Origin of the sequence: Dyadobacter frigoris, assembly GCF_005280585.1 — a bacterium.
GTDB classification, from domain to species: Bacteria; Bacteroidota; Bacteroidia; order Cytophagales; family Spirosomataceae; genus Dyadobacter; species Dyadobacter frigoris.
In genome coordinates this window covers 284415-304064 of record NZ_SZVO01000001.1, presented here as the reverse complement: position 1 = coordinate 304064, position 19650 = coordinate 284415, and the positions used below count along the sequence as shown (strand labels likewise).

The window sequence follows — 19650 nt, the reverse complement described above, 5'->3', positions numbered from 1 at the left end:
CCCGGTTAATATAATGACAAAAAATTTGGTTTTTCAATAAACAAGTTCCAAATGTAATAAATTGTATAAGAAGACTAAAGATTTTGTCCCGTCCTTATTTCCAGCTCTCTTGGATACACAACTGTTGGTATCAAACCCATCTTCTGAATAATGAGCCCGCCAACATCCCTGGTTATGTAATTAAGCATTCCACCACCAAGTCCTGCATAACCTTCCCTGATGATAATATAAACATCACGTGAGAGTGGATAATTCTTTAATTCCAATCCGTTTTGGAAAGGCTGATAATACTCTTTAACAGAAGCAGGATTAGAATTTTTAGAAACACCCAAAACTCTGATACCCTTTGAAAGCTCCCTTGCCAAAGCATCATGCCCGTCGCTAATCCAGTTAACACCTATAAAACCGAGGCTTAATGGATTCTTTTTTATTTCATTGATAACATTTGCGTTTGAACCTGCCGAAGTTATTCTGAGTTTCTGAATACTCTTTAAGCCAAACTTACTCATTACAAAATTCAGATTGCTCGAATTCGCGTTATCAAAAACCAACGTAATGGGTCCCTTCTGGCTACTGCCTTTCAACTGCGACCAATCTGTGATCTTACCCTCCACAATGGATTTTACTTCATCCATTGTTATCAAACTATCCTTATTATTTCCATTTACAACAAGTGCGAGGCCATCAAGCGCGATGTGATGCGCTTTTTGTATCCCTTCCTGCTGCTTTACCATGGAAATCTCGTTTTCACTTAATTGCCTGGTTGCGAACACCATTCTGACACTATCTTTCAACAATTCCAGAATCGCCTGCTGTTCAGGCTTGTAAACCACCTTGAAATGAGCCCGTGGATAAATCCCCTCGTATGCCTGTGTCAAGGCATGTACAAGCGGTTTAAAAGATTCATCAGCCGCTATTGTAATCGTCCCCTGAACAGGATTATCCTTTTCCTTTGAGGACGTTTTCGAACATCCTGACATCAGGACTAATATACACAGGAATATACCTGTGCCTGCACTGATGAAATATTTCATGCTTTTTGTTAGATAACTCATTTCTTCCAAACCCTGTAACCACGGTAAAAACCGTACAAAATAAGTATGCCAGCAAATGCATATCGCTGCATACTTCCAACAGGAAGCAAATTAAAAGATAAGGAGGAGGAGATCAAATAGATCCCTCCTCCTATATATGTAAGAGCCATTAACAAAGAAGCAAGATCAATCACTTTCTCATGCAATGGTTTTTCCTTCATGAGTTACTCAAGTTGGAAATTTATAGGCAAGTTGTACTTAACCCTAACTGCACGTCCTGATTGTTTACCTGGTTTCCACTTTGGCATTGCTTTCACAACACGGATAGCTTCTTCATCACAACCAAAACCCAAACCTTTTAGTACCTGAACATCCTGAATACTTCCATCCGTATTAACAACGAATGACATAAATACTCTTCCGGATACGTTAGCACGTGAAGCTGCACTTGGGTATTTAATATTCTTTCCTAAATACTTGTACATTTCAGCAGTTCCACCCGGGAATTCTGGCTGTTGTTCAACAACAGTGAAGACTTTTTCCTCAGCAGGAGCGGCTTCTACAACTGTTCCCTTACTAGGAGCAGCTACTTGTTCCGGTGCTACGATTACCTCGTTTGCATTCGGGTCACCTTCTACTGTTTTGTCAGCAACGATTGCTTCCTTAAGATCCTCAACCGTTGGAGGAGGTGTTTCTTCAGGAACTTTCTCATCCATTTTTACCTCAGGAGGCAAGAACTTAACCGTTGCTACCTTAGGCTGCTCAATTGGCGGCGGCGGTGGCGGTGGCGGTTCAGTCGGATCTATTGGCGGTGGTGGCAAGTTCATTAAATCCACGTTAACCATTACTTCCTCTTTTACTTCATCGCCTTTCAGTGCATTGATAAGTGCAGGTGAAAACATTGCGAAAACGAAAAGAGCAGCGCCGATCAAAGTTGATTTGGTGATATCTGCACGATATCCCTTTCTCAGTGAAAATGCACCATACGCCTTATTACGATTGGCAAACACTATATCATCCAGTGTCGCATTCGGGCTAACTTCTGCCATGGCGTTTAAATTAAAATGTTAAAAATCATTATAACTAAACCTTAAGATTTTTACTTAAGGTTTTACTTTGTCTCCAAGTAACTTCTTTTCCGAATCGGTAAGTTCGTCTACCAGTGCATACTTTTTAGACTTGGTGATGGCCATTTCATCCAACACATCAACCATGTTTTTATAAGTAGATACAACCAGAGGTTTAATTACAACAACAAATGCACCGTAACCTTTATCATCTTTCTCGTTAGCTGCATTGATACGTTTTGCTGATTCAAAAATCACACTTCTTAAATCAGGACCAAAACGTGTTGTTTTCATTGATTCTTCCGCTTTCGGATCATCCGCTGCAATACCATCCAGGTAAAAAACATCATCGTTTTTACCTAAGAACAGTGTTAACACCTTTGATGCTTTTAAGGGTTCTGTTTTTACTTGTTCTTCTGTTTTATCAGGCACGTTCAATGTCATCGACGTAGGTTTAGACATTGTTGTTGCAAGCATAAAGAACGTAATAAGCAAAAAACCCAAGTCAACCATCGGAGTCATATCAACACGGGTGGACATTTTCTTGCCACGAACCTTACCGCCGTCGCCTTTGCCACCACCTGATTCTACTATCTCTGCCATGTTATACTTTTATTTCAAGTGAAATATTTTAATCCATCTTAAAACCTGCCGGCGCATCTTCGCTGGCGGTGATCAGATTGAATCTGTTAATATTTTGCGATTGAAGATTCCCTAAAACGTCCTTAAATACAGGAAACTTTGCAAGATTATCTCCTTTCAGCGCAATTCTCAAACCAGGATCCGCTTTTCTAGCAGCATAAACCCAGTCAGCAAGCTCACTTGTACCAGATGAATCAACCGGAATACCGGGCTGTTTTATCTGAGCCATTTGTCCGTCCGGAGTATTCAGGAAAGACTTAAGCTGATTTAGAGGAAAACCAAAGCTCGACTGAAGCGAAAACTTCTTTTTCTCTAAATCGGTAAAAGTGATCCCTTTCGATTGGGCGATGTTATCCAACATAGATATTCTTGTTGGCGGAGCATCAACACCAAAGAAAACTTTTCCCGTTTTGTCAATACTAATGATCATAATTTTATCATCAGGCACTTTAATCGTAGACACTGAGCTTGGCGTAGTAACCTCCGCATCATTTGTCTTAAACGTCGCCGTCATAATAAAGAATGTCAGTAGTAAGAATGCCACATCCGTCATGGCCGTCATATCGGTATGAGGCGGATGTTTCTTAGGCTTAACTATTGCCATAACTTTACAAATATATAAGTTTTTTTGATATTAACGAAAATTATATATCAATAGTATTTAACTATCAATAATGAGCAGCAAAATTTTGCTGAATGCTCAAACCAATTTCGTCAATACTGTAAGTCAAATCATCCACACGGCTATTAAGATAGGCGTAAGAAATAGTTGCAATCGCAGAAGTACCGATACCAATCGCTGTGTTGATAAGGGCCTCAGAGATACCCGCTGCAAGAGCACCTGAATCAGATGCACCAGCTGCACCCAAGGCTGCGAATGCACGGATCATACCAAGTACCGTTCCAAGAAGGGCGATAAGCGTAGAAGCTCCAGCCAATGTTGCGATAATGGTAAGGTTCTTTTGTAGCATAGGCAATTCAAGCGTAGTTGCTTCATCAACTTCTTTTTGCAAAGCTGCAAGTTTTTGTTCTTTGTCTAATTGGCCATCCACGGCAAGTTGTTTATATTTAACAAGACCCGCTTTGATTACATTACCAACTGAACCTTTTTGTTTGTCACATTCTTTGATTGCTTCGTCAACTTGGTTTTTGTCAAGAAGAGCTTTGATTTTACGAACGAAAGAATCAATGCTTCCAGTACCACTTGCTTTTCCAATTGTGATAATACGCTCAATTGTGAAAACAAGAACAATAAGAAAACAAGTCATTAACAAAGGTACGATAGGTCCTCCTTCATGAACAATACCGAAATAATCACCTGGTTTTGGCCCTTTTTCCATATCTCCGTCAATAAAGTGATCAGGAGATCCTAAAACAAACATGTAAACACTAAGGGCAATAACAAATAGTAGGGGGATTACCAATGCCGGATTCAAACCACCTGAGCCTTTTGATGCTGCTGTTGCAGGCTTTGGTGCTGGTGCCGGAGTCGTTGCTTTCTTTTCCATCAGACTTACTTTTAAAGGTTAAATTGAGATTTTGGTTGTGAATTAAATAAAAGTTTTGGTTAAACCGTGTTTTTGTAAAATAAAATTTTGATTGTGGTGTTACGATTTTAAGTCCTACAAAAGTATGAGTTTTCCTTTTAAAAAAAAGCAAGCTTTTGTCTGGTTTTTTTATTCTATATTTTTATTAACTATCATTCAATTGTATAATTTTAAGATTAGCCTCAAATAAATTTTGATGTTTTAATGCCTTTTTTTCATTGATTAAGAATGATATATAGCTAAATTCTAAGCTTCTATAAAATTGTACTATACGCCTCAAATCCTAGGAACATCTTTTTTTAAATTGGCAAAAGCATTTTAAATTATTTTCTCATTTGGGTTCAAAAGCAAATATTATTCGCCTCCTACTTATTTAAGATTATAATATTTTTAAGAATCTGTTGCCCTAAAATTATCATTTCAACAAATTCGGATTATTTTTAAGTTAAGCAATCTGTTTTCATACCACCATTTTGCTTAAAAAACCGATCTTCCCTTTGAGTTCGCAAAAATGTGGTATTTTTGTGGCACGATTCGCCAGGAATTACGAACATAACAAATTCTTAACATAATGAAAATTGATCACGAGTCTCTGAAAAAAATTGCCGGTCTTGCAAAACTCCATGTAAAACCGGAAGAGGAGGAAGCTCTACTCACCAGTATGGATAATGTTTTGACATGGATGGAACAACTAAACGAAATTGATACGGAAAATGTCGAGCCGCTAACCCATATTATGGAAGAAGTCAATAATTGGCGTGAGGATAAAGGAAATAACAGCCTTTCAAGAAAAGAAGCTTTGGCGAATGCACCAAGTAAAGATGATACCTATATAAAGGTACCCAAAGTGATTGAATAAGTTACCTTATATCAAATTGATCAGCATCAAGATAGGCGGGAAAAGAATTTTTATAAGCCTGCAGAGCAGTTTTTGAAATTTTAACAATTTTTTCCGATTCCTTATCTCCCATATGGAAAAGAGGTTCTCCCAGAAAATCCAGCGCGACGGAATCTCCCTGATAGTCAATACCATTTCCGTCCTGCCCTGTTCTGTTTACTCCCACAACATAACTGAGATTTTCTATCGCCCTTGCTTTCAATAAAGTATTCCAGGCATGTGCACGTCGTTTGGGCCAGCTAGCAATGTAAAGAAGCAAATCATAAGGGTTGTCAGAAGAATTCCGGCTCCAGACCGGAAATCTTAAATCATAACACACGAGGGGAAAAATTTTCCAACCTTTCCATTCTACTATCTCGCGGGAACTTCCGGGCGTGTAAGTATCGTGCTCCGCTCCCATCCTAAAAAGATGACGTTTGTCGTTTTGAACAAAAGATCCATCCGGCCGGACGCACAACAATCGGTTAAAAGAATTCCCTGCCTCTTTTATGGCTAAGCTCCCGATCATCAAAGCTCCGGTCTGCAACGCCATGTGTTTCATCCACTTGGTCGTCGTCATATTCATATGCTCAGCAATATTTGTGTTCATCGTAAAGCCTGAATTAAACATTTCAGGCAAAACGATAACATCAACAGGATGATCGATAGCAGCAATTTTCTCTTCCAGTGAAGAAAGATTCGCTGTTACATCTTCCCAATATAAATCTGTTTGAATAAGACAAACTGCAAGTTCATCAACCACCGGGACGGCCATATCAAGGGATTAGAAATGAAAACAATTATCGGCGGCCAGGAAAACGCATACGGTAATCAGCATCTGTTTTTCCTTTTGAAATATCAGTCAGTTTCTTTTTGATCAATTGTTTTTTCAATGTTGGAAGATAATCCACGAAAAGTTTTCCAAGCAAATGATCATATTCATGCTGGATAATCCTTGCAGCCATTCCTGTATATTCTTCTGTAAATTCGTTCCAATCGGTATCCCGGTAACGAATTACCAACCTTTCCGGCCTGTAAACATCGCCGCGGATTCCCGGAATACTCAAACATCCTTCCTCAAACGCCCATTCTTCTCCATCCTCTTCCAGAATTTCGGGATTAATAAATGTTTTTTTGAAACCCACAAGGCTCAAATCAACTTCGTCGTCGTCGTCGTCATCCTCATCTTTTTCGCTGAAAGGCGTTCCGTCTGCAACAAAAACACGAATATTTAACCCCACCTGAGGCGCAGCCAATCCTACACCGTTAGCAGAATACATGGTTTCGAACATATCGGCCGAAAGCTTTTTAAGATCCATTTCATCTTTTTCAACAAAGCGGGTTTGCTTTCTTAATATAGGGTCGCCGTAGGCTACAATTGGGTAAATCATCTGATTAAAATATGAGATTTCTAAATAATTATTCTTTAATTAATTGATTATCCGCGACTTTCCATAAAGGATTGTAAAATAATAGTAGCGCTGATTTTATCAATATTTCCTTTTTCTCTTCTTTCACTTTTTTTAGAACCGCCAGCAATCATGGATTGCAACGCCATCGACGATGTAAATCGCTCATCATGCGTGTGAATCGGAATATCAGGAAAACTTTTTTTCAACAATTTGATAAAAGCATGTACTCTGGCCGCGTTTTCACTTTCTGTATTGTCCAGTTTCCGCGGCATTCCTATCACAAATGCTTCGATCACTTCACTCTGGGCATATTTTTTCAAAAAATCAAGCAAGTCATGTGTTCTAACGGTATCAAGCGCCGTTGCTATAATTTGCAAAGGATCAGTTACCGCAATTCCGGTGCGTTTTGCACCATAATCAATGGACAGTAGACGAGGCATTTTTTATTCAATAAGTGAATAGTCAAACTTTGACTAAAATAATTTTGCAAAGATAAGACCTTTCACTTAGCTTTCCCTGATTCGGCACGCGATAATAGATTTTGATACATGCATCACAGAATCCCATTATCTTTGTAAATATGATTGACAAGCGTTGGATACAAATCCCTGAATTACCCTCTGATCAACTTGAAGTTGCGCGTGAACTGGCTGAGGCTTTAAAAGTGAATCCATTTTTGGCTACACTTTTGGTACAGCGTGGTATCAAAGATTTTGAACAATCCCGTAATTTTTTCCGCCCGGACCTTACGCATTTACACGATCCATACCTGATGCAGGATATGGATATCGCTGTTGAGCGTTTATCCAAAGCTATTTCCAATGGTGAGAAAATTCTCGTTTACGGAGATTATGATGTTGACGGGACAACCTCTGTGACGTTATTTTATGGTTTTTTAAGAAAAATGTACGACAATCTGGATTATTATATTCCGGACCGTTACAATGAAGGTTATGGCGTTTCCTGGCAAAGTATTGATTTCGCACAGGAAAATGGTTTCAGCTTAATTGTAACACTTGATTGTGGTATAAAATCGGTTGATAAAGTTACCGAGGCGAATAAAAGAGGAATCGACTTTATAATTTGCGATCACCACCGTCCCGGTGATGAGCTGCCTCCGGCAGTCGCTGTTCTAGATCCAAAAAGAGAAGATTGCTTATATCCCTACAAAGAACTGACCGGCTGCGGTGTTGGTTTTAAATTATTGCAGGCCTTTTGTATTCAGCACGATATTCCGCAGGAATCGCTGTTTGAATATCTTGATTTACTGGTCGTTAGTATCGCTGCGGATATTGTTCCAATTACAGGAGAAAATCGAATTCTGGCCTATTATGGACTTCAACGCCTGAATGCTGCACCGCGTGTGGGTATGAAAGCATTGATAGATATCGCCGGAATTAAAGGTGTGCTTGATATTACCAATGTAGTTTTCGGACTTGGACCCAGAATTAATGCTGCGGGCAGAATTAAACATGCAAAAGAAGCAGTGCGTCTTTTACTTTCAGAAGTAGAACAGGAAGCTGTTGATTTTGCTTATGAAATAAATCAGCATAACAGCGATCGTCGGACTTTTGATAGCAGCATAACGGAGGAAGCCCTGGCGATGATTGAAAGTGATAACTGGTTAACAGAAGCCAGAAGCACAGTACTATATAAGCAAAGCTGGCATAAAGGTGTGATCGGAATTGTGGCGAGCCGGTGTATTGAAAAATACCATCGGCCTACTATTATTTTAACGGAATCCCACGGAAAAGCCGCCGGTTCTGCCCGATCGGTGCCTGGTTTTGACGTTTATGAAGCAATTGAAGAATGTGCTGAACTTCTGGAACAATTCGGTGGCCATACTTTTGCAGCCGGCTTGACCATGCCAATTGAAAATATTGAAGCCTTTCGTGCCAAATTTGACCAGATTGTAAGAAGCAGAATTTTGCCGGATCAATTAATTCCGATGATCAATATTGATCTTGAACTGGAATTAAGCGCTGTTACTGCCAAATTTTATAATATTCTGCGTCAGATGGGGCCTTTTGGCCCGGGAAATATGACGCCGGTTTTTGAGAGTAAAGAAGTTTCTCTGGCCGGTCAGCCTACGATCATGAAAGAAAAGCATATTAAATTTGATGTAAAACAAAACGGCTCGCCGATTTTTACAGCGATTGGTTTTGGTATGTCACAGTATTATCCGGAATTGATCAAAGGCAAAACTTTTTCTATCTGTTACAATCTGGAAGAGAATAACTTTCGGGACAAAAAAACGTTACAATTGTTCCTGAAGGATATTAAATTTAATTAGACCGTTGCGTTTTTGAATTACTAAAATCGAACAATGATATTAAGAACCGAAAATCTGGTAAAAAAATACGGTGCCCGTCTTGTGAATAACAATGTGAGCTACCAGGTTGAACAGGGTGAAATTGTAGGATTACTTGGTCCGAATGGAGCGGGAAAAACAACATCTTTCTATATGGCTGTGGGACTGGTAAAACCAAACAGCGGAAAGGTTTTTCTGGACGACAGGGATATAACCGACCTTCCGATGTACAAGCGTGCACGTCTTGGACTAGGTTATCTGGCTCAGGAAGCTTCTGTTTTTCGTTCATTAACGGTTGAAGAAAATATTCTTGCCGTACTGGAAATGACCAACCTTTCCAAAATCGAACAAAAACAAAAAGTAGAAGAATTGCTGGAAGAATTCCATTTGCAACATGTAAGAAAAAGTAAAGGAATGGTTTTGTCGGGGGGCGAACGCCGCAGGACTGAAATTGCCAGATCACTTGCTGTGGATCCTAAATTTATTCTATTGGATGAACCCTTTGCGGGTGTGGATCCGATTGCGGTTGAAGATATCCAGAGTATTGTTGCCAAACTGAAAACCAAAAATATTGGTATACTCATTACCGATCATAATGTGAACGAAACGCTTTCGATCACGGACAGGGCTTATCTTTTATTTGAAGGAAAAATTCTGAAACAGGGAAGTGCAGAAGAACTTGCGGAAGATGAACAGGTAAGAAGAGTTTACCTTGGTCAGAATTTTGAATTGAAACGAAAAGTTTAATTTCAAAAAGTCTCAAGCATAGAAAAGGGAACGCTCTGGGCACTCCCCCTCTTACAATTATTCACCATGAACTGTATTATTTTTTAGGGCACTTTTTACAGTATTTCCCTTTCTTCTTATAGTTTTTGCAACAATCCTTAAAAACACATGAATCGTTTAGAATCAGCGATTTTGACCAGAAATTAACTGGCTCAGCAAGTATTATTGGTTCATTCGAAATCGACGCGTTCATTCCATCTCCGTTATTGATGAGACAAATGTAGTACCTATTTAGAATCATTCAAAAGATTTTTGAAAATTATTTTGAACAGATCTAAATAGATCGGATTAATTATGGCGAATTAATGATTACAAAACAGGAAACGGATCCCGGAATTTGTCCCCTTTTTCCATCTGAATAATTTCCTTGCCAGTACATAAACAAAGCTCCAACTCAGCCATAATAAGTTCCTTTTCAAGATCCTGACCTATAATAACCAGCTCATTCGAACGATCACCAAAACGTCCCCAACGTGATTCGATTGATTCCCGATTATCCATATAAGCCTGATAACGAATTCTTTGACTAACCGGCATACTCGCCCACCAGACTCCTGCGCCTTCTGCACGCAAGGATCCTCCGGCCTGACTCCAATTTAATGCATCATTTGGTCGGGAAGCAATCCAGAATAATCCTTTGCTGCGAATAATTCCGGCTGGCCAGTTTTGAGAAAGATAATTCCAGAATCGTTCAGGGTGAAACGGCCGCTTATCTCGAAATACAAAAGAATTAATTCCATATTCTTCGGTTTCAGGTATGTGGGTGCCATTTTCGAGTTTATTTAATTCCTGAATCCAGCCGGCAGATTGTGACGCTTCTTCGTAATTAAATAATCCTGTATTCAGGATTTCCTTAGCTTCTACTTTTGAAAAGGAACTTTCAATTAATCGGGCAGACGGATTTAATGCATTGAGAACGGCTTTTAATTCCGCCATATGCGCTGGTGAAACCAGGTCAGATTTATTAAGAATGATCACATCAGCAAACTCGATCTGCTCGGTTAACAGATTCACAATTGTTCTTGTATCAGATTGATCATCATTCAAATCCCGAATGATAATGGTATCCAGCGACCCAAAATCTTTTGAAAAATTAAATGCATCCACAACGGTCACCATGCAATCAATTTCCGCCCATTTTGATAGATCAATACCATTTTCGTCATCTACAAAACTGAATGTCTGCGCAATTGGAACCGGTTCAGAAATTCCGGTACTTTCAATCAACAGATAATCGAAACGTTTTTCTTTCGCCAGTTTTTCAACCTCAATCATCAAATCTTCCCGAAGCGTACAGCAGATGCAGCCATTTGACATTTCAACCAACCGTTCTTCGGTACGGCTCAGCGTATTTTCATTTTTGACCAATTGTGCATCAATGTTTACTTCACTCATATCATTGACAATCACAGCAACCTTTAATCCTTCCTTATTATGAAGAATATGATTGAGTAATGTGGTTTTTCCCGCACCCAGAAATCCGCTCAGAACGGTAACGGGAAGTTTGTTATTTTTCATATTTTCGCCATTTTATATTTGCATCCTTGTTGCAAATATAAAAATAGAATATATATTTGCAACATTGTTGCAAATAATAAAATTTCATATATGAAAATCAAAAACATCTTACTGGCAACACTTTTAATCATTATAATATGTGCCTGTCAAAAGACAAATTATAAAGGTCCGGAGCTGATCCTGGCCAACGAAATTCATTTGGAATCCATACGTATTCATGAAAATATCGAAACGGAGATAACAGAAAAGAAACAGAAAGCACTTATAAATAAGGACTTGGTTAGAGTTCAAAAACTGGATAGTCTGAGCGCTATTCTTGAATTATGGGAAGATGGAGTCGTTGAAGTTCCAGGTTTCGGGCATGAACATCACCAAGGTGAACATCATGAACATAAGTTGGCAGTTCAAATGACGGATGAATCCATGCTTGAATATCAAAAAAATTCGAAACAAGCAATTGAAGAATTGCAGCAAGAAATTAAAAACAAATTTTAAATGAAGACAGCAACTATACTTTTTATGTTCATTTCAGGATTCCTCTTATCTGAGCCGATGAATCCGATGCCTATTACCTGGAAAAATTTGTCCGATGTGCAGTTTACGAGAAGGTTGAATAAGGAAGTGAGTATGTATTTCTTGTATCCATCTTTTGGTCAAAGTGTTAAAGTACTTCAAGGAAAAGAAATTCAGATCAAAGGCTACATTATTCCAGTCGATGAAAACGAAAATATCTATGTTGTCTCGGCACAACCTATGGCTGCCTGCTTTTTTTGCGGCGGCGCTGGCCCTGAATCGATTATGGAATTGCAGTTTAAGAATAAAAAGCAACGGTTTAAAACAGACGAGCAAAGAACGGTGAAAGGGACTTTACACCTCAATCCATCGGATATTGAACACCTTAATTATATCCTGAAAAACGTAGAGGTGGTGAATTAAAAAAGGTCTTTCCCGATCACAAAGACTGGAAAGACCTTTTTTGTTATTAAGAAAAGCGGATTACCTTTTCTCCCAAATCTCATGAATTGGCTTTCCGGCCGTGTTCGTTCCCTTGTAATCCCAAACGCCATTATCCAGTTTCGAGTCAAAAATCTGAGTAGTACCTACCCTGTTATTATCACTTGATAAAAACTCAATGCGCTCCGAATATTTCCCATTTTTAAAAGTATAAGTTCCGCCGCCGGTTTTATAGAATGTTTTTTCAACGATATCAAAAACAATCCATTGAAAACGAGTCCCTGATACCAGTTTAACGGCTTTGCGAGTTCCTGTAAGTTGCGTTTTCAAATCACCTTCTTTATCAGAAACTTTCCAGGCACCGGTTAAAGCCGAATTTCCTCCGTCATCGATTTTCATCCAAACCATGGCTTCATCATATTTCAACGTCAGGATTCCATCTTTCATTGTTACGGTATAAACAATTGGAATTCCCACTTTGGCTGTATCGGACGGATTAAATTCTGGTGTGTAAGTCATCTGGTCGCCCTGAATTGTGAATGGTCCGCCTTCCGTTCTTTCGTAAGATTTATTTAAAACACTGTATGAAGCAATGATCATATAGTTGTCTGTCACGATTAATGTTGAAGTACTGCCCGTTGGCTCCTGAGATTTCCATGCACCTTTTGGCGTTTGTGCCATTACCAATGTGCTGCATAATAATATTGTAATAATAAGAAGCTGTTTCATTCGGTTTCTAGTTTACGTTTATCTTCAAAGAGTATCAAAAGTATGCCAATGGGGTTTTAACAACACTTTTTAAATCTTGATTAATTATTTCAAAACCTCTCTTAAAACTTCTAAAGAGCGGATTTCTCCAAGAGAATCCATATGAATTTTATAAAAGAAAATCAGTTTTTCAAGAATATCAACACGTCTGGTACGGTCAAGAGAAACTATAATTCCATACGGATTATGCAGCAAATATTCGGTAGCATTCAATTCTTTTGCATCTGCGATTTGAGGAAAATGATTTTCTTTCAATTCACTTTCCAGATCCCCAATTGTTTCCACACCAAAACCAAGATAGGACGCATATTGAAGTAAAAACTGAATATGAAAATTTTCAAATCCACCGTCTGCTTCGTCCAGATACAAAACCGAGTCTTCAATAAATTGAAATAAAGGTTCATTCGGCTCTTCTTCCCTCAATGTTTTTCCCAAAATCTCAGTCACAAATAAAGCCAGGCTCGATTTGAAAACATCATAAGGCAGACTTTGAAATGGCGCATAACATTTAAGCTCAGAAATCCGGTGAATGGTTGCTTCTTTACTTTTATGATAAACAACCATATCCAATAAGGTAAGAGGCTGAAAAAGAGCTATCCTGTTATTTTTGGATTTGCTGCTCCTCACACCATTTACAATATAGCTCTGTATTCCAAAGGCTTCCGTGTAAACCTTCGCAATAATTGAAGATTCACGATAACGGATATAATTCAGGGCAATTCCTCTGGTTTTATGTAACATGCTTTATGTTTATGCTTTTCTCGAATAAAAAATCAGCCTTACACCAGAATAAATTCTATGTTTGACTGAATATTATCTCCGTATTAAGAAATTAATTAAAATAATTTAAAAACTTTTTTCCTGAGACCATTTCTTCTTTATCTCTTTAATATATAAATAATTGGTGTTAAACTTTTCATAAACATAGCTTATTGTAGCTGTCTGGTGCATGTCGGCTACTTTTGTCATTTTATTATCGTCACAACAATAAAAAATCATTGAGATTAGAAGTTTTTTAAGAGAAAGGATTTGTACCTTTATTCTGGGTTTACGAACTAACGACGATTTTCGTTCGTTAACAAATTATTAAAAAAGGAATAAGATTTGCAGCCAGCAAATGTTCATATTTCTAACTCATTATTCTTCTCATGAGCGACGCCATAAAGCATGAGTGCGGAATAGCACTTATCCGTCTAAGAAAGCCATTTCAATACTACATTGACAAGTACGACACGCCGCTATATGCCGTGCACAAGCTTTCAGTAATGATGGAAAAACAGGTTAACCGGGGACAAGATGGAGCCGGAGTTGCCAACATCAAAATCGATGTACCACCTGGAAAACGCTATATCAGCCGTTACAGATCAGTAGAGCCTCAGCCACTTACCGACATTTTCTCGAAAATTCACAAGAAATTCCGGAAAGGACTGAAGAATAATAAAGAACGTATTACAGATGCTAAATGGTTACAGGAAAATCTTGCATTTACCGGAGAAGTTTGGCTGGGACATTTGCGTTATGGTACGCATGGTACCAATGAAGTAGAAAACTGTCATCCGATGTTACGTCAGAGTAACTGGAGAAGCCGGAATCTGGTTATGGCAGGGAATTTTAACATGACTAATGTTGATGAACTTTTTGGAAAACTGGTATCTCTAGGCCAGCATCCAAAAGAGAAAGTTGATACAGTTACGGTCATGGAAAAAATTGGACATTTCCTTGATGAAGAAAATCAACGTGTCTTCGATCGCTTCAAAGGAATTTATGAAAATCCGACTTTATCGGATGTGATTGAAGAAAATATTGACTTACAAAGACTTCTATACAGATCGTGCCGTGATTTTGATGGCGGATATGCAATGTGCGGTTTAACAGGTTACGGAGCTTCTTTTGTTATTCGTGACCCTGCCGGAATTCGTCCTGCTTTTTATTATGCTGATGACGAAGTGGTTGTAGTTGCTTCTGAAAAACAAGCAATTAAAGCTGCATTTAATGTCGAATATTCTCAGATTCAGGAAATTACCCCGGGTTCTGCGCTTATTATTGACAAAAACGGTGAATATAATGAATTCCCGATTTTGCCACGTTTGGAAAAACGTTCATGTAGTTTCGAACGTATTTATTTCTCAAGAGGTACCGATCCGGATATTTACTACGAGCGCAAGCAACTTGGTAAACTACTGATTCCACAGATTTTGAAAGAGATCAATTACGATCTCGAAAACACGATTTTCTCTTATATTCCAAATACTGCTGAAACTGCGTTTTTAGGAATGATTGAAGGTTTGGAAGAATACCTGGCAAAGAAAAGGAAACAGGCCATTATGGATGGAATTCTTTTCGAGGCTGATCTTGAAAAAGTACTTTCATTCCGTCCTCGTATTGAAAAGCTTGTAACGAAAGATGTTAAATCCAGAACGTTTATAACGGCTGATGCACTTCGTGATGATATGGTTTCAAATGTTTATGATACAACATTTGAAGTGGTTCGGAAAGGCGTTGATACCGTAGTGATCATTGACGATTCAATCGTCCGAGGTACTACCCTGGAAAAGAGCATCTTAACGATGCTTGACAGATTACAGCCTAAGAAAATTGTCGTTGTTTCTTCTGCCCCGCAAATCCGTTTCCCTGACTGTTATGGTATTGACATGTCTAAAATGAAAGATTTTGTTGCTTTCAGAGCAGTCTTAAAATTGCTTGAAGATCGTGATATGGATTATTTACGCGAAGATGTTTATACTCAAGCCGTTGCATCAATCGCTACGAAAAATTCATTCCATACAAATTATGTAAAAGCCCTTTATGAGCCCTTTACAGATCAGGAAATTTCAAATTCAGTGGCTGAAATTATTCGTCCAAAAGATTTGAATGCCGAACTTTCAGTTATTTTCCAAACAGTTGATAACCTTCATAAAGCGTGTCCAAATCACATTGGCGACTGGTATTTCACAGGAAATTACCCAACACCTGGTGGAAATAAAGTAGTGAATAAAGCATTTGCAAATTCGCATGAAGGCAAGCTGGAAAGAGCTTACTAAAAGAAGAATTTCTTAGTATATTTTGATAACCGCCCGAAGTTTGGGCGGTTATTTTTTTGTTAAAACGCTAATTGCGTCAACGTACTGACAGTATTTAGCTAAATTCAGTCAATACGTTGACGCAATTCAGTTAAATTGAAAAATAACTTCTAATTTGGCATTTTAATAAAACCTAAATCCATATGACTCAACTTAACAAATTCAGTTTTAGTAAAATCTTATCTTTTCTATTTGTGCTCGCGCTAACAAGTTTCTATGCCAATGCGCAAATAGCCGCAACAACCGGAAGCCTGAAAGATATTAATTTTCTGGATGGACGCTGGAAAGGTAATTACAATGGAGGAACTATTGAGGCTTCATGGACCGCGCCTGAAGGAGATAATATCGTTGGATTTATCCGAATGGTGAAAGATGGGAAAGCTACACTTTATGAATTATTTGCATTTGAACAAAGCGAAAAAGGACCTGTTGCGCATGTAAAACATTTCAAACCAGGTATGATTTCGTTAGAAGAAAAAGAGGTTTCTGATACTTATAACTTTATCGAGGCAAAGAAAAATCAGGCTTTATTTGAAAAAGACGATATTTCTGTTCGCATTATTTACGAAAGAAGAACGCAAAATCAATTGGTGATCAGAAGAGGGAAACTGGAAAATAACAAGTGGGAATTTATGGATCTGTTTGTTTTCAACCGTATTCCTTAATTTTTCAGGATCAGATAAACGCCTGCAATCAGCAGTAGTCCGCCGCATATTCTGGCGAAACTGATTGGATGTACGGCAAAACCTTGCAAGCCGTAGTGGTCAATGACCATTGCGGCTAACATTTGTCCGGCTATAACCAAACAGATTAAATTGGCCGGACCGATATCTTTAACAATAAAAATAACCGTTACGACATAAAAAGCGCCTAAAAATCCACCGGCATATTTCCACAAGCTCACTTCACGAAAAGTGGCCAACGTTGGAATCGGATTTTGATTGAAAAAGGGAAAAGCAACCAATAAGACGAAAAGGCCAAAACTGAACGATGTAATGGCAGCCATCAACGGATTTCCCAAAGCCACTCGAAGCTGTGCATTCACGCCGGATTGCAACGTATTAGCCATTCCGATCATAAAGGCAAGCGCCAGGAAAAACCAATTCATAAATTTAGGAGGTAAAGATTTGGTTTCAAATTCGTCCTTTTTATTTCTTCAATTCATTGATCTTATCCGGGTTCACAGAGCGAAAATGTCCATAAACGCGCAGAATAATGGCCAGCGCAACCGTAACTTCCGCCGCAGCAACAACTATTACAAAAAGAGCAAAAAGCTGTCCCCCGATTTTTTCAGGATCATGTCGACTGAACGCGATCAGGTTAATATTGACAGCGTTCAGCATTAATTCTATGCCTAATAATATACCGATTAAATGCTGTTTGGTAATTGCGATCGCCAGGCCGATGCTGAATAAAGCTGCCGCAACAATCAGATAATGTTCTACCGGAATATTAATCATGAGCTGGATTTCTGTTTAAGGCAAGATAAGCTGCGCCGATTAATGCAACCAGTAAAAGGATAGCAGCAATTTCAAAAGGCAAAAGATGACTTGTCATCAATTTAACACCAATTGTTTTTAATGTTGACCTTGAAATATTTGTTTCCCCGGTCATCTTGAAATTTGACATTGCAATAATGTAAGAAAGGAAACCAAACAAGCCTGCACCAACGATAAATCCGGAAAATTGTCGGGTGATGGATACTATTACCCGGTTAGGGGTTGAAGAAACGGCTTCTCTATCCGTCTTTTGTGTAAGCATAATACCAAAAATAAGCAGCACCAGAATTCCCCCAACGTAAACCATAATTTGAGTCACGGCCAGAAAATCTGCTCCCGCCAAAACATACAATGCGGCTACACCCAGGAATGTCAGGAACAAGGCAAAAGCCGCGTAAATAAGGTTTTTTGAAAACAATATAAAAAGCGCTGATACAATCGCTAATCCCGAGAAAGCATAAAAAGCCGCTATTTCCATTTATTTCAATATAAATTATTCCTGATCAGGTGATTTTGGTTTTGGTTTCATTGTCGGTCGAAATGCCGGTTTGGGCTTAGGAGTTTCCTCTTTTGCCTCCGTTATATTCTGATCTGTTTTATTTTCAATTGTAATCTCCGGCACATCCGAAACAGTCGGCTCAACCTTTGGTTTCATTGTTGGACGAAATACCGGTTTAGCTTTTACTTCTTCATTTTCAACCTTTTCAACCGCCGCTTCCGGAGTTTCAGAAACAGAAACTTTTGGTTTCATTGTTGGTCTGAAAGCTGATTTTGGAGCAACGGGCTCCTCGGAAATTTCAGGAATTATTTCAGCAGATGGAGCTTCCTCAACCTTCGGTTTCATCGTAGGGCGAAACGCTGGTTTAGCTCTTACTTCTTCATCTTCAACCGACGCTTCCCGAGTTTCAGAAACAGGAACTTTTGGCTTCATTGTTGGTCTAAAAGCCGGTTTTGGAGCAACAGACTCTTTGGAAATTTCAGGTGTTATTTCAGAATCCGCAGAAGCTTCAACCTTTGGTTTCATCGTAGGACGAAATGCTGGTTTTGCTTTTACTTCTTCATTTTCAACTTCTTCACCAGGCGCTATTTCCTCTGACTCCGTAACCGGTTTAGGCTTCATAGTCGGGCGAAAAGCTGGTTTCGCCTGAACAGTTTCTTCTGAATTCGAAACCATAGATTCAGCTTCGGGAGCCGTATCTGTTTTCGGTTTCATAGATGGCCTGAAACCCGGTTTCGCTTTCGGGGCCTCATTAAGTTCTATATCACTTTCTTCTTTTACTTCCGAAGGTTCAACCTTAGGTTTCATAGAAGGTTTGAAAGGCAACTTTGCTACCGGTTTGCCTATATTCTCTTCCGGTGTTTCTTCCGTTATGGATTTCGCTTCCACCGGAGCAGCTTTCCGTGGCTGGAAAACAGGTTTTGGCTTTGGAGTTTCTACTTCCGTCGGCTCCTCTTTTGCAACAACTTCTTCTCGTTTTGGCTTGATCGTCGGTTTGAAAGCTGGACGTGCAACAGGCGCCTTTGCCATCATTTCCGAAGGAGCGGCAGGTTTTTGAGCCGCTTTAAGTGCCTCTTTTTCTTTTTGGAATTGTTCAAGCAAATCTCGTTTCTCCTGTGCTTCGTCAGCTGTCAGGTTTCCGAAATTGTAGACCATATCCCGGATATCAACCTCACTATAATCGAAAGTCTTTGTCATCGTAAGACATTCCGTCGGACAAACTGTTGTACAAAGACCACAGTAGCAGCACTTTGCCATATCAATATCAAACTTGGCTGCATAAAGACGAATCGGCGAACCGTCCGAAGCGCGACCAACTTCTTCTATGGCTTTGATTGGCTCAATTTCAATACAATCAACAGGACAAACCTTTACACATTTATCACAGACAATACAGTCGTCCATTTCATTATGCAGACGATAACGGCCATTATCAGGAATCGGAATAGTTTCCTGAGGATACTGAATCGTAACCATACCATTCTGCAAATCATAGAAATTATTCGAACGGATATCATTATTCACCCGGCGCCGTTTTGCCTGAAATAAATGGCGCAACGTCAGTTTCATACCCGTTAAAGTGGTATTGATTCCCTCTGATATATTTTTAAAGTAAGTCGACAACGTTAGCAGGTCTCAATTTTCAATTCATAACTA

The 19650-nt window shown here is 39.0% G+C and carries 23 protein-coding genes; 7 read left to right on the top strand and 16 right to left on the bottom strand.

The features are described 5' to 3' along the window. Positions 1-74 precede the first annotated feature (74 nt). From FDK13_RS01435 to FDK13_RS01410, 6 genes are all read right to left on the bottom strand, one after another. Positions 75-1034 (bottom strand): PstS family phosphate ABC transporter substrate-binding protein, encoded by a 960-nt coding sequence (locus FDK13_RS01435; protein ID WP_229215860.1) that lies wholly within the window; start codon positions 1032-1034, stop codon positions 75-77. 17 nt (positions 1035-1051) lie between these two features. Continuing rightward, a complete protein-coding gene (locus FDK13_RS01430) occupies positions 1052-1255 on the bottom strand; it encodes a hypothetical protein (RefSeq protein ID WP_137338190.1) in 204 nt (67 codons plus the stop codon). A 3-nt stretch (positions 1256-1258) separates the two neighbouring features. Continuing rightward, positions 1259-2083 (bottom strand): energy transducer TonB, encoded by an 825-nt coding sequence (locus FDK13_RS01425; protein WP_137338189.1) that lies wholly within the window; start codon positions 2081-2083, stop codon positions 1259-1261. A 54-nt stretch (positions 2084-2137) separates the two neighbouring features. Beyond that, a complete protein-coding gene (locus FDK13_RS01420; protein ID WP_137338188.1) occupies positions 2138-2704 on the bottom strand; it encodes an ExbD/TolR family protein in 567 nt (188 codons plus the stop codon). Between the two features lie 28 nt (positions 2705-2732). After that, positions 2733-3347, bottom strand: a complete 615-nt coding sequence (locus FDK13_RS01415; protein ID WP_137338187.1) for an ExbD/TolR family protein — start codon at positions 3345-3347, stop codon at positions 2733-2735. Positions 3348-3411: 64 nt separating this feature from the next. After that, on the bottom strand, positions 3412-4251 hold the full coding sequence (locus FDK13_RS01410; protein ID WP_137338186.1) for a MotA/TolQ/ExbB proton channel family protein: 840 nt from the start codon (positions 4249-4251) through the stop codon (positions 3412-3414). 610 nt (positions 4252-4861) lie between these two features. Here FDK13_RS01410 and gatC point away from each other — a divergent pair. Beyond that, positions 4862-5149, top strand: a complete 288-nt coding sequence (gene gatC / locus FDK13_RS01405) for an Asp-tRNA(Asn)/Glu-tRNA(Gln) amidotransferase subunit GatC (protein ID WP_137338185.1) — start codon at positions 4862-4864, stop codon at positions 5147-5149. A 1-nt stretch (position 5150) separates the two neighbouring features. On the opposite strand, the gene FDK13_RS01400 is transcribed toward gatC, so the two are convergent. From FDK13_RS01400 to ruvX, 3 genes are read right to left on the bottom strand one after another with little or no spacing between them, the layout of a single operon-like run. Beyond that, positions 5151-5942 (bottom strand): amidohydrolase, encoded by a 792-nt coding sequence (locus FDK13_RS01400; RefSeq protein ID WP_137338184.1) that lies wholly within the window; start codon positions 5940-5942, stop codon positions 5151-5153. Positions 5943-5967: 25 nt separating this feature from the next. Next, on the bottom strand, positions 5968-6558 hold the full coding sequence (gene def / locus FDK13_RS01395; RefSeq protein WP_137338183.1) for a peptide deformylase: 591 nt from the start codon (positions 6556-6558) through the stop codon (positions 5968-5970). 47 nt (positions 6559-6605) lie between these two features. Further along, on the bottom strand, positions 6606-7019 hold the full coding sequence (gene ruvX / locus FDK13_RS01390) for a Holliday junction resolvase RuvX (RefSeq protein ID WP_137338182.1): 414 nt from the start codon (positions 7017-7019) through the stop codon (positions 6606-6608). A 140-nt stretch (positions 7020-7159) separates the two neighbouring features. On the opposite strand from ruvX, the gene recJ reads away from it, so the two are divergent. Both recJ and lptB read left to right on the top strand, forming a co-directional pair. Continuing rightward, a complete protein-coding gene (recJ, locus tag FDK13_RS01385) occupies positions 7160-8872 on the top strand; it encodes a single-stranded-DNA-specific exonuclease RecJ (protein ID WP_137338181.1) in 1713 nt (570 codons plus the stop codon). Between the two features lie 33 nt (positions 8873-8905). Then, positions 8906-9637, top strand: a complete 732-nt coding sequence (gene lptB / locus FDK13_RS01380; protein ID WP_137338180.1) for an LPS export ABC transporter ATP-binding protein — start codon at positions 8906-8908, stop codon at positions 9635-9637. Between the two features lie 348 nt (positions 9638-9985). Here lptB and FDK13_RS01370 read toward each other — a convergent pair whose 3' ends face one another. Further along, positions 9986-11194 (bottom strand): GTP-binding protein, encoded by a 1209-nt coding sequence (locus tag FDK13_RS01370; RefSeq protein WP_137338178.1) that lies wholly within the window; start codon positions 11192-11194, stop codon positions 9986-9988. Between the two features lie 90 nt (positions 11195-11284). Here FDK13_RS01370 and FDK13_RS01365 point away from each other — a divergent pair, with 90 nt between their 5' ends. Then, complete coding sequence (locus tag FDK13_RS01365) at positions 11285-11689, top strand: hypothetical protein (protein ID WP_137338177.1); 405 nt, start codon at positions 11285-11287, stop codon at positions 11687-11689. Then, a complete protein-coding gene (locus tag FDK13_RS01360) occupies positions 11690-12130 on the top strand; it encodes a DUF3299 domain-containing protein (protein ID WP_137338176.1) in 441 nt (146 codons plus the stop codon). 60 nt (positions 12131-12190) lie between these two features. Here FDK13_RS01360 and FDK13_RS01355 read toward each other — a convergent pair whose 3' ends face one another. Next, positions 12191-12877 carry a hypothetical protein gene (locus FDK13_RS01355; RefSeq protein ID WP_137338175.1) on the bottom strand — a complete coding sequence of 229 codons (687 nt, stop codon included), beginning with the start codon at positions 12875-12877 and terminating at the stop codon, positions 12191-12193. Between the two features lie 84 nt (positions 12878-12961). Further along, the gene (gene recO, locus FDK13_RS01350) at positions 12962-13657 is read right to left on the bottom strand and encodes a DNA repair protein RecO (RefSeq protein ID WP_137338174.1); all 696 of its coding nucleotides are present in this window, start codon (positions 13655-13657) and stop codon (positions 12962-12964) included. A gap of 407 nt (positions 13658-14064) precedes the next feature. Between recO and FDK13_RS01345 the strand changes: the two genes are divergently transcribed. Beyond that, on the top strand, positions 14065-15957 hold the full coding sequence (locus FDK13_RS01345) for an amidophosphoribosyltransferase (RefSeq protein WP_137338173.1): 1893 nt from the start codon (positions 14065-14067) through the stop codon (positions 15955-15957). Positions 15958-16139: 182 nt separating this feature from the next. Beyond that, positions 16140-16661, top strand: a complete 522-nt coding sequence (locus FDK13_RS01340) for a DUF6265 family protein (protein WP_137338172.1) — start codon at positions 16140-16142, stop codon at positions 16659-16661. Here the strand turns inward: FDK13_RS01340 and FDK13_RS01335 are convergent. Genes FDK13_RS01335 through FDK13_RS01320 form a run of 4 tightly spaced genes read right to left on the bottom strand, consistent with a single transcriptional unit; the run spans position 16658 to position 19563 of the window. Then, positions 16658-17104, bottom strand: a complete 447-nt coding sequence (locus FDK13_RS01335) for a DMT family transporter (protein WP_137338171.1) — start codon at positions 17102-17104, stop codon at positions 16658-16660. The genes FDK13_RS01340 and FDK13_RS01335 overlap by 4 nt on opposite strands. Before the next feature lie 40 nt (positions 17105-17144). Continuing rightward, positions 17145-17456, bottom strand: a complete 312-nt coding sequence (gene nuoK, locus FDK13_RS01330) for an NADH-quinone oxidoreductase subunit NuoK (RefSeq protein WP_137338170.1) — start codon at positions 17454-17456, stop codon at positions 17145-17147. Beyond that, positions 17449-17973 (bottom strand): NADH-quinone oxidoreductase subunit J family protein, encoded by a 525-nt coding sequence (locus tag FDK13_RS01325; RefSeq protein ID WP_137338169.1) that lies wholly within the window; start codon positions 17971-17973, stop codon positions 17449-17451. Before FDK13_RS01325 ends, nuoK begins: the two co-directional genes overlap by 8 nt. Positions 17974-17988: 15 nt before the next feature. Next, positions 17989-19563 carry a 4Fe-4S binding protein gene (locus tag FDK13_RS01320; RefSeq protein ID WP_137338168.1) on the bottom strand — a complete coding sequence of 525 codons (1575 nt, stop codon included), beginning with the start codon at positions 19561-19563 and terminating at the stop codon, positions 17989-17991. Positions 19564-19650: the final 87 nt, after the last annotated feature.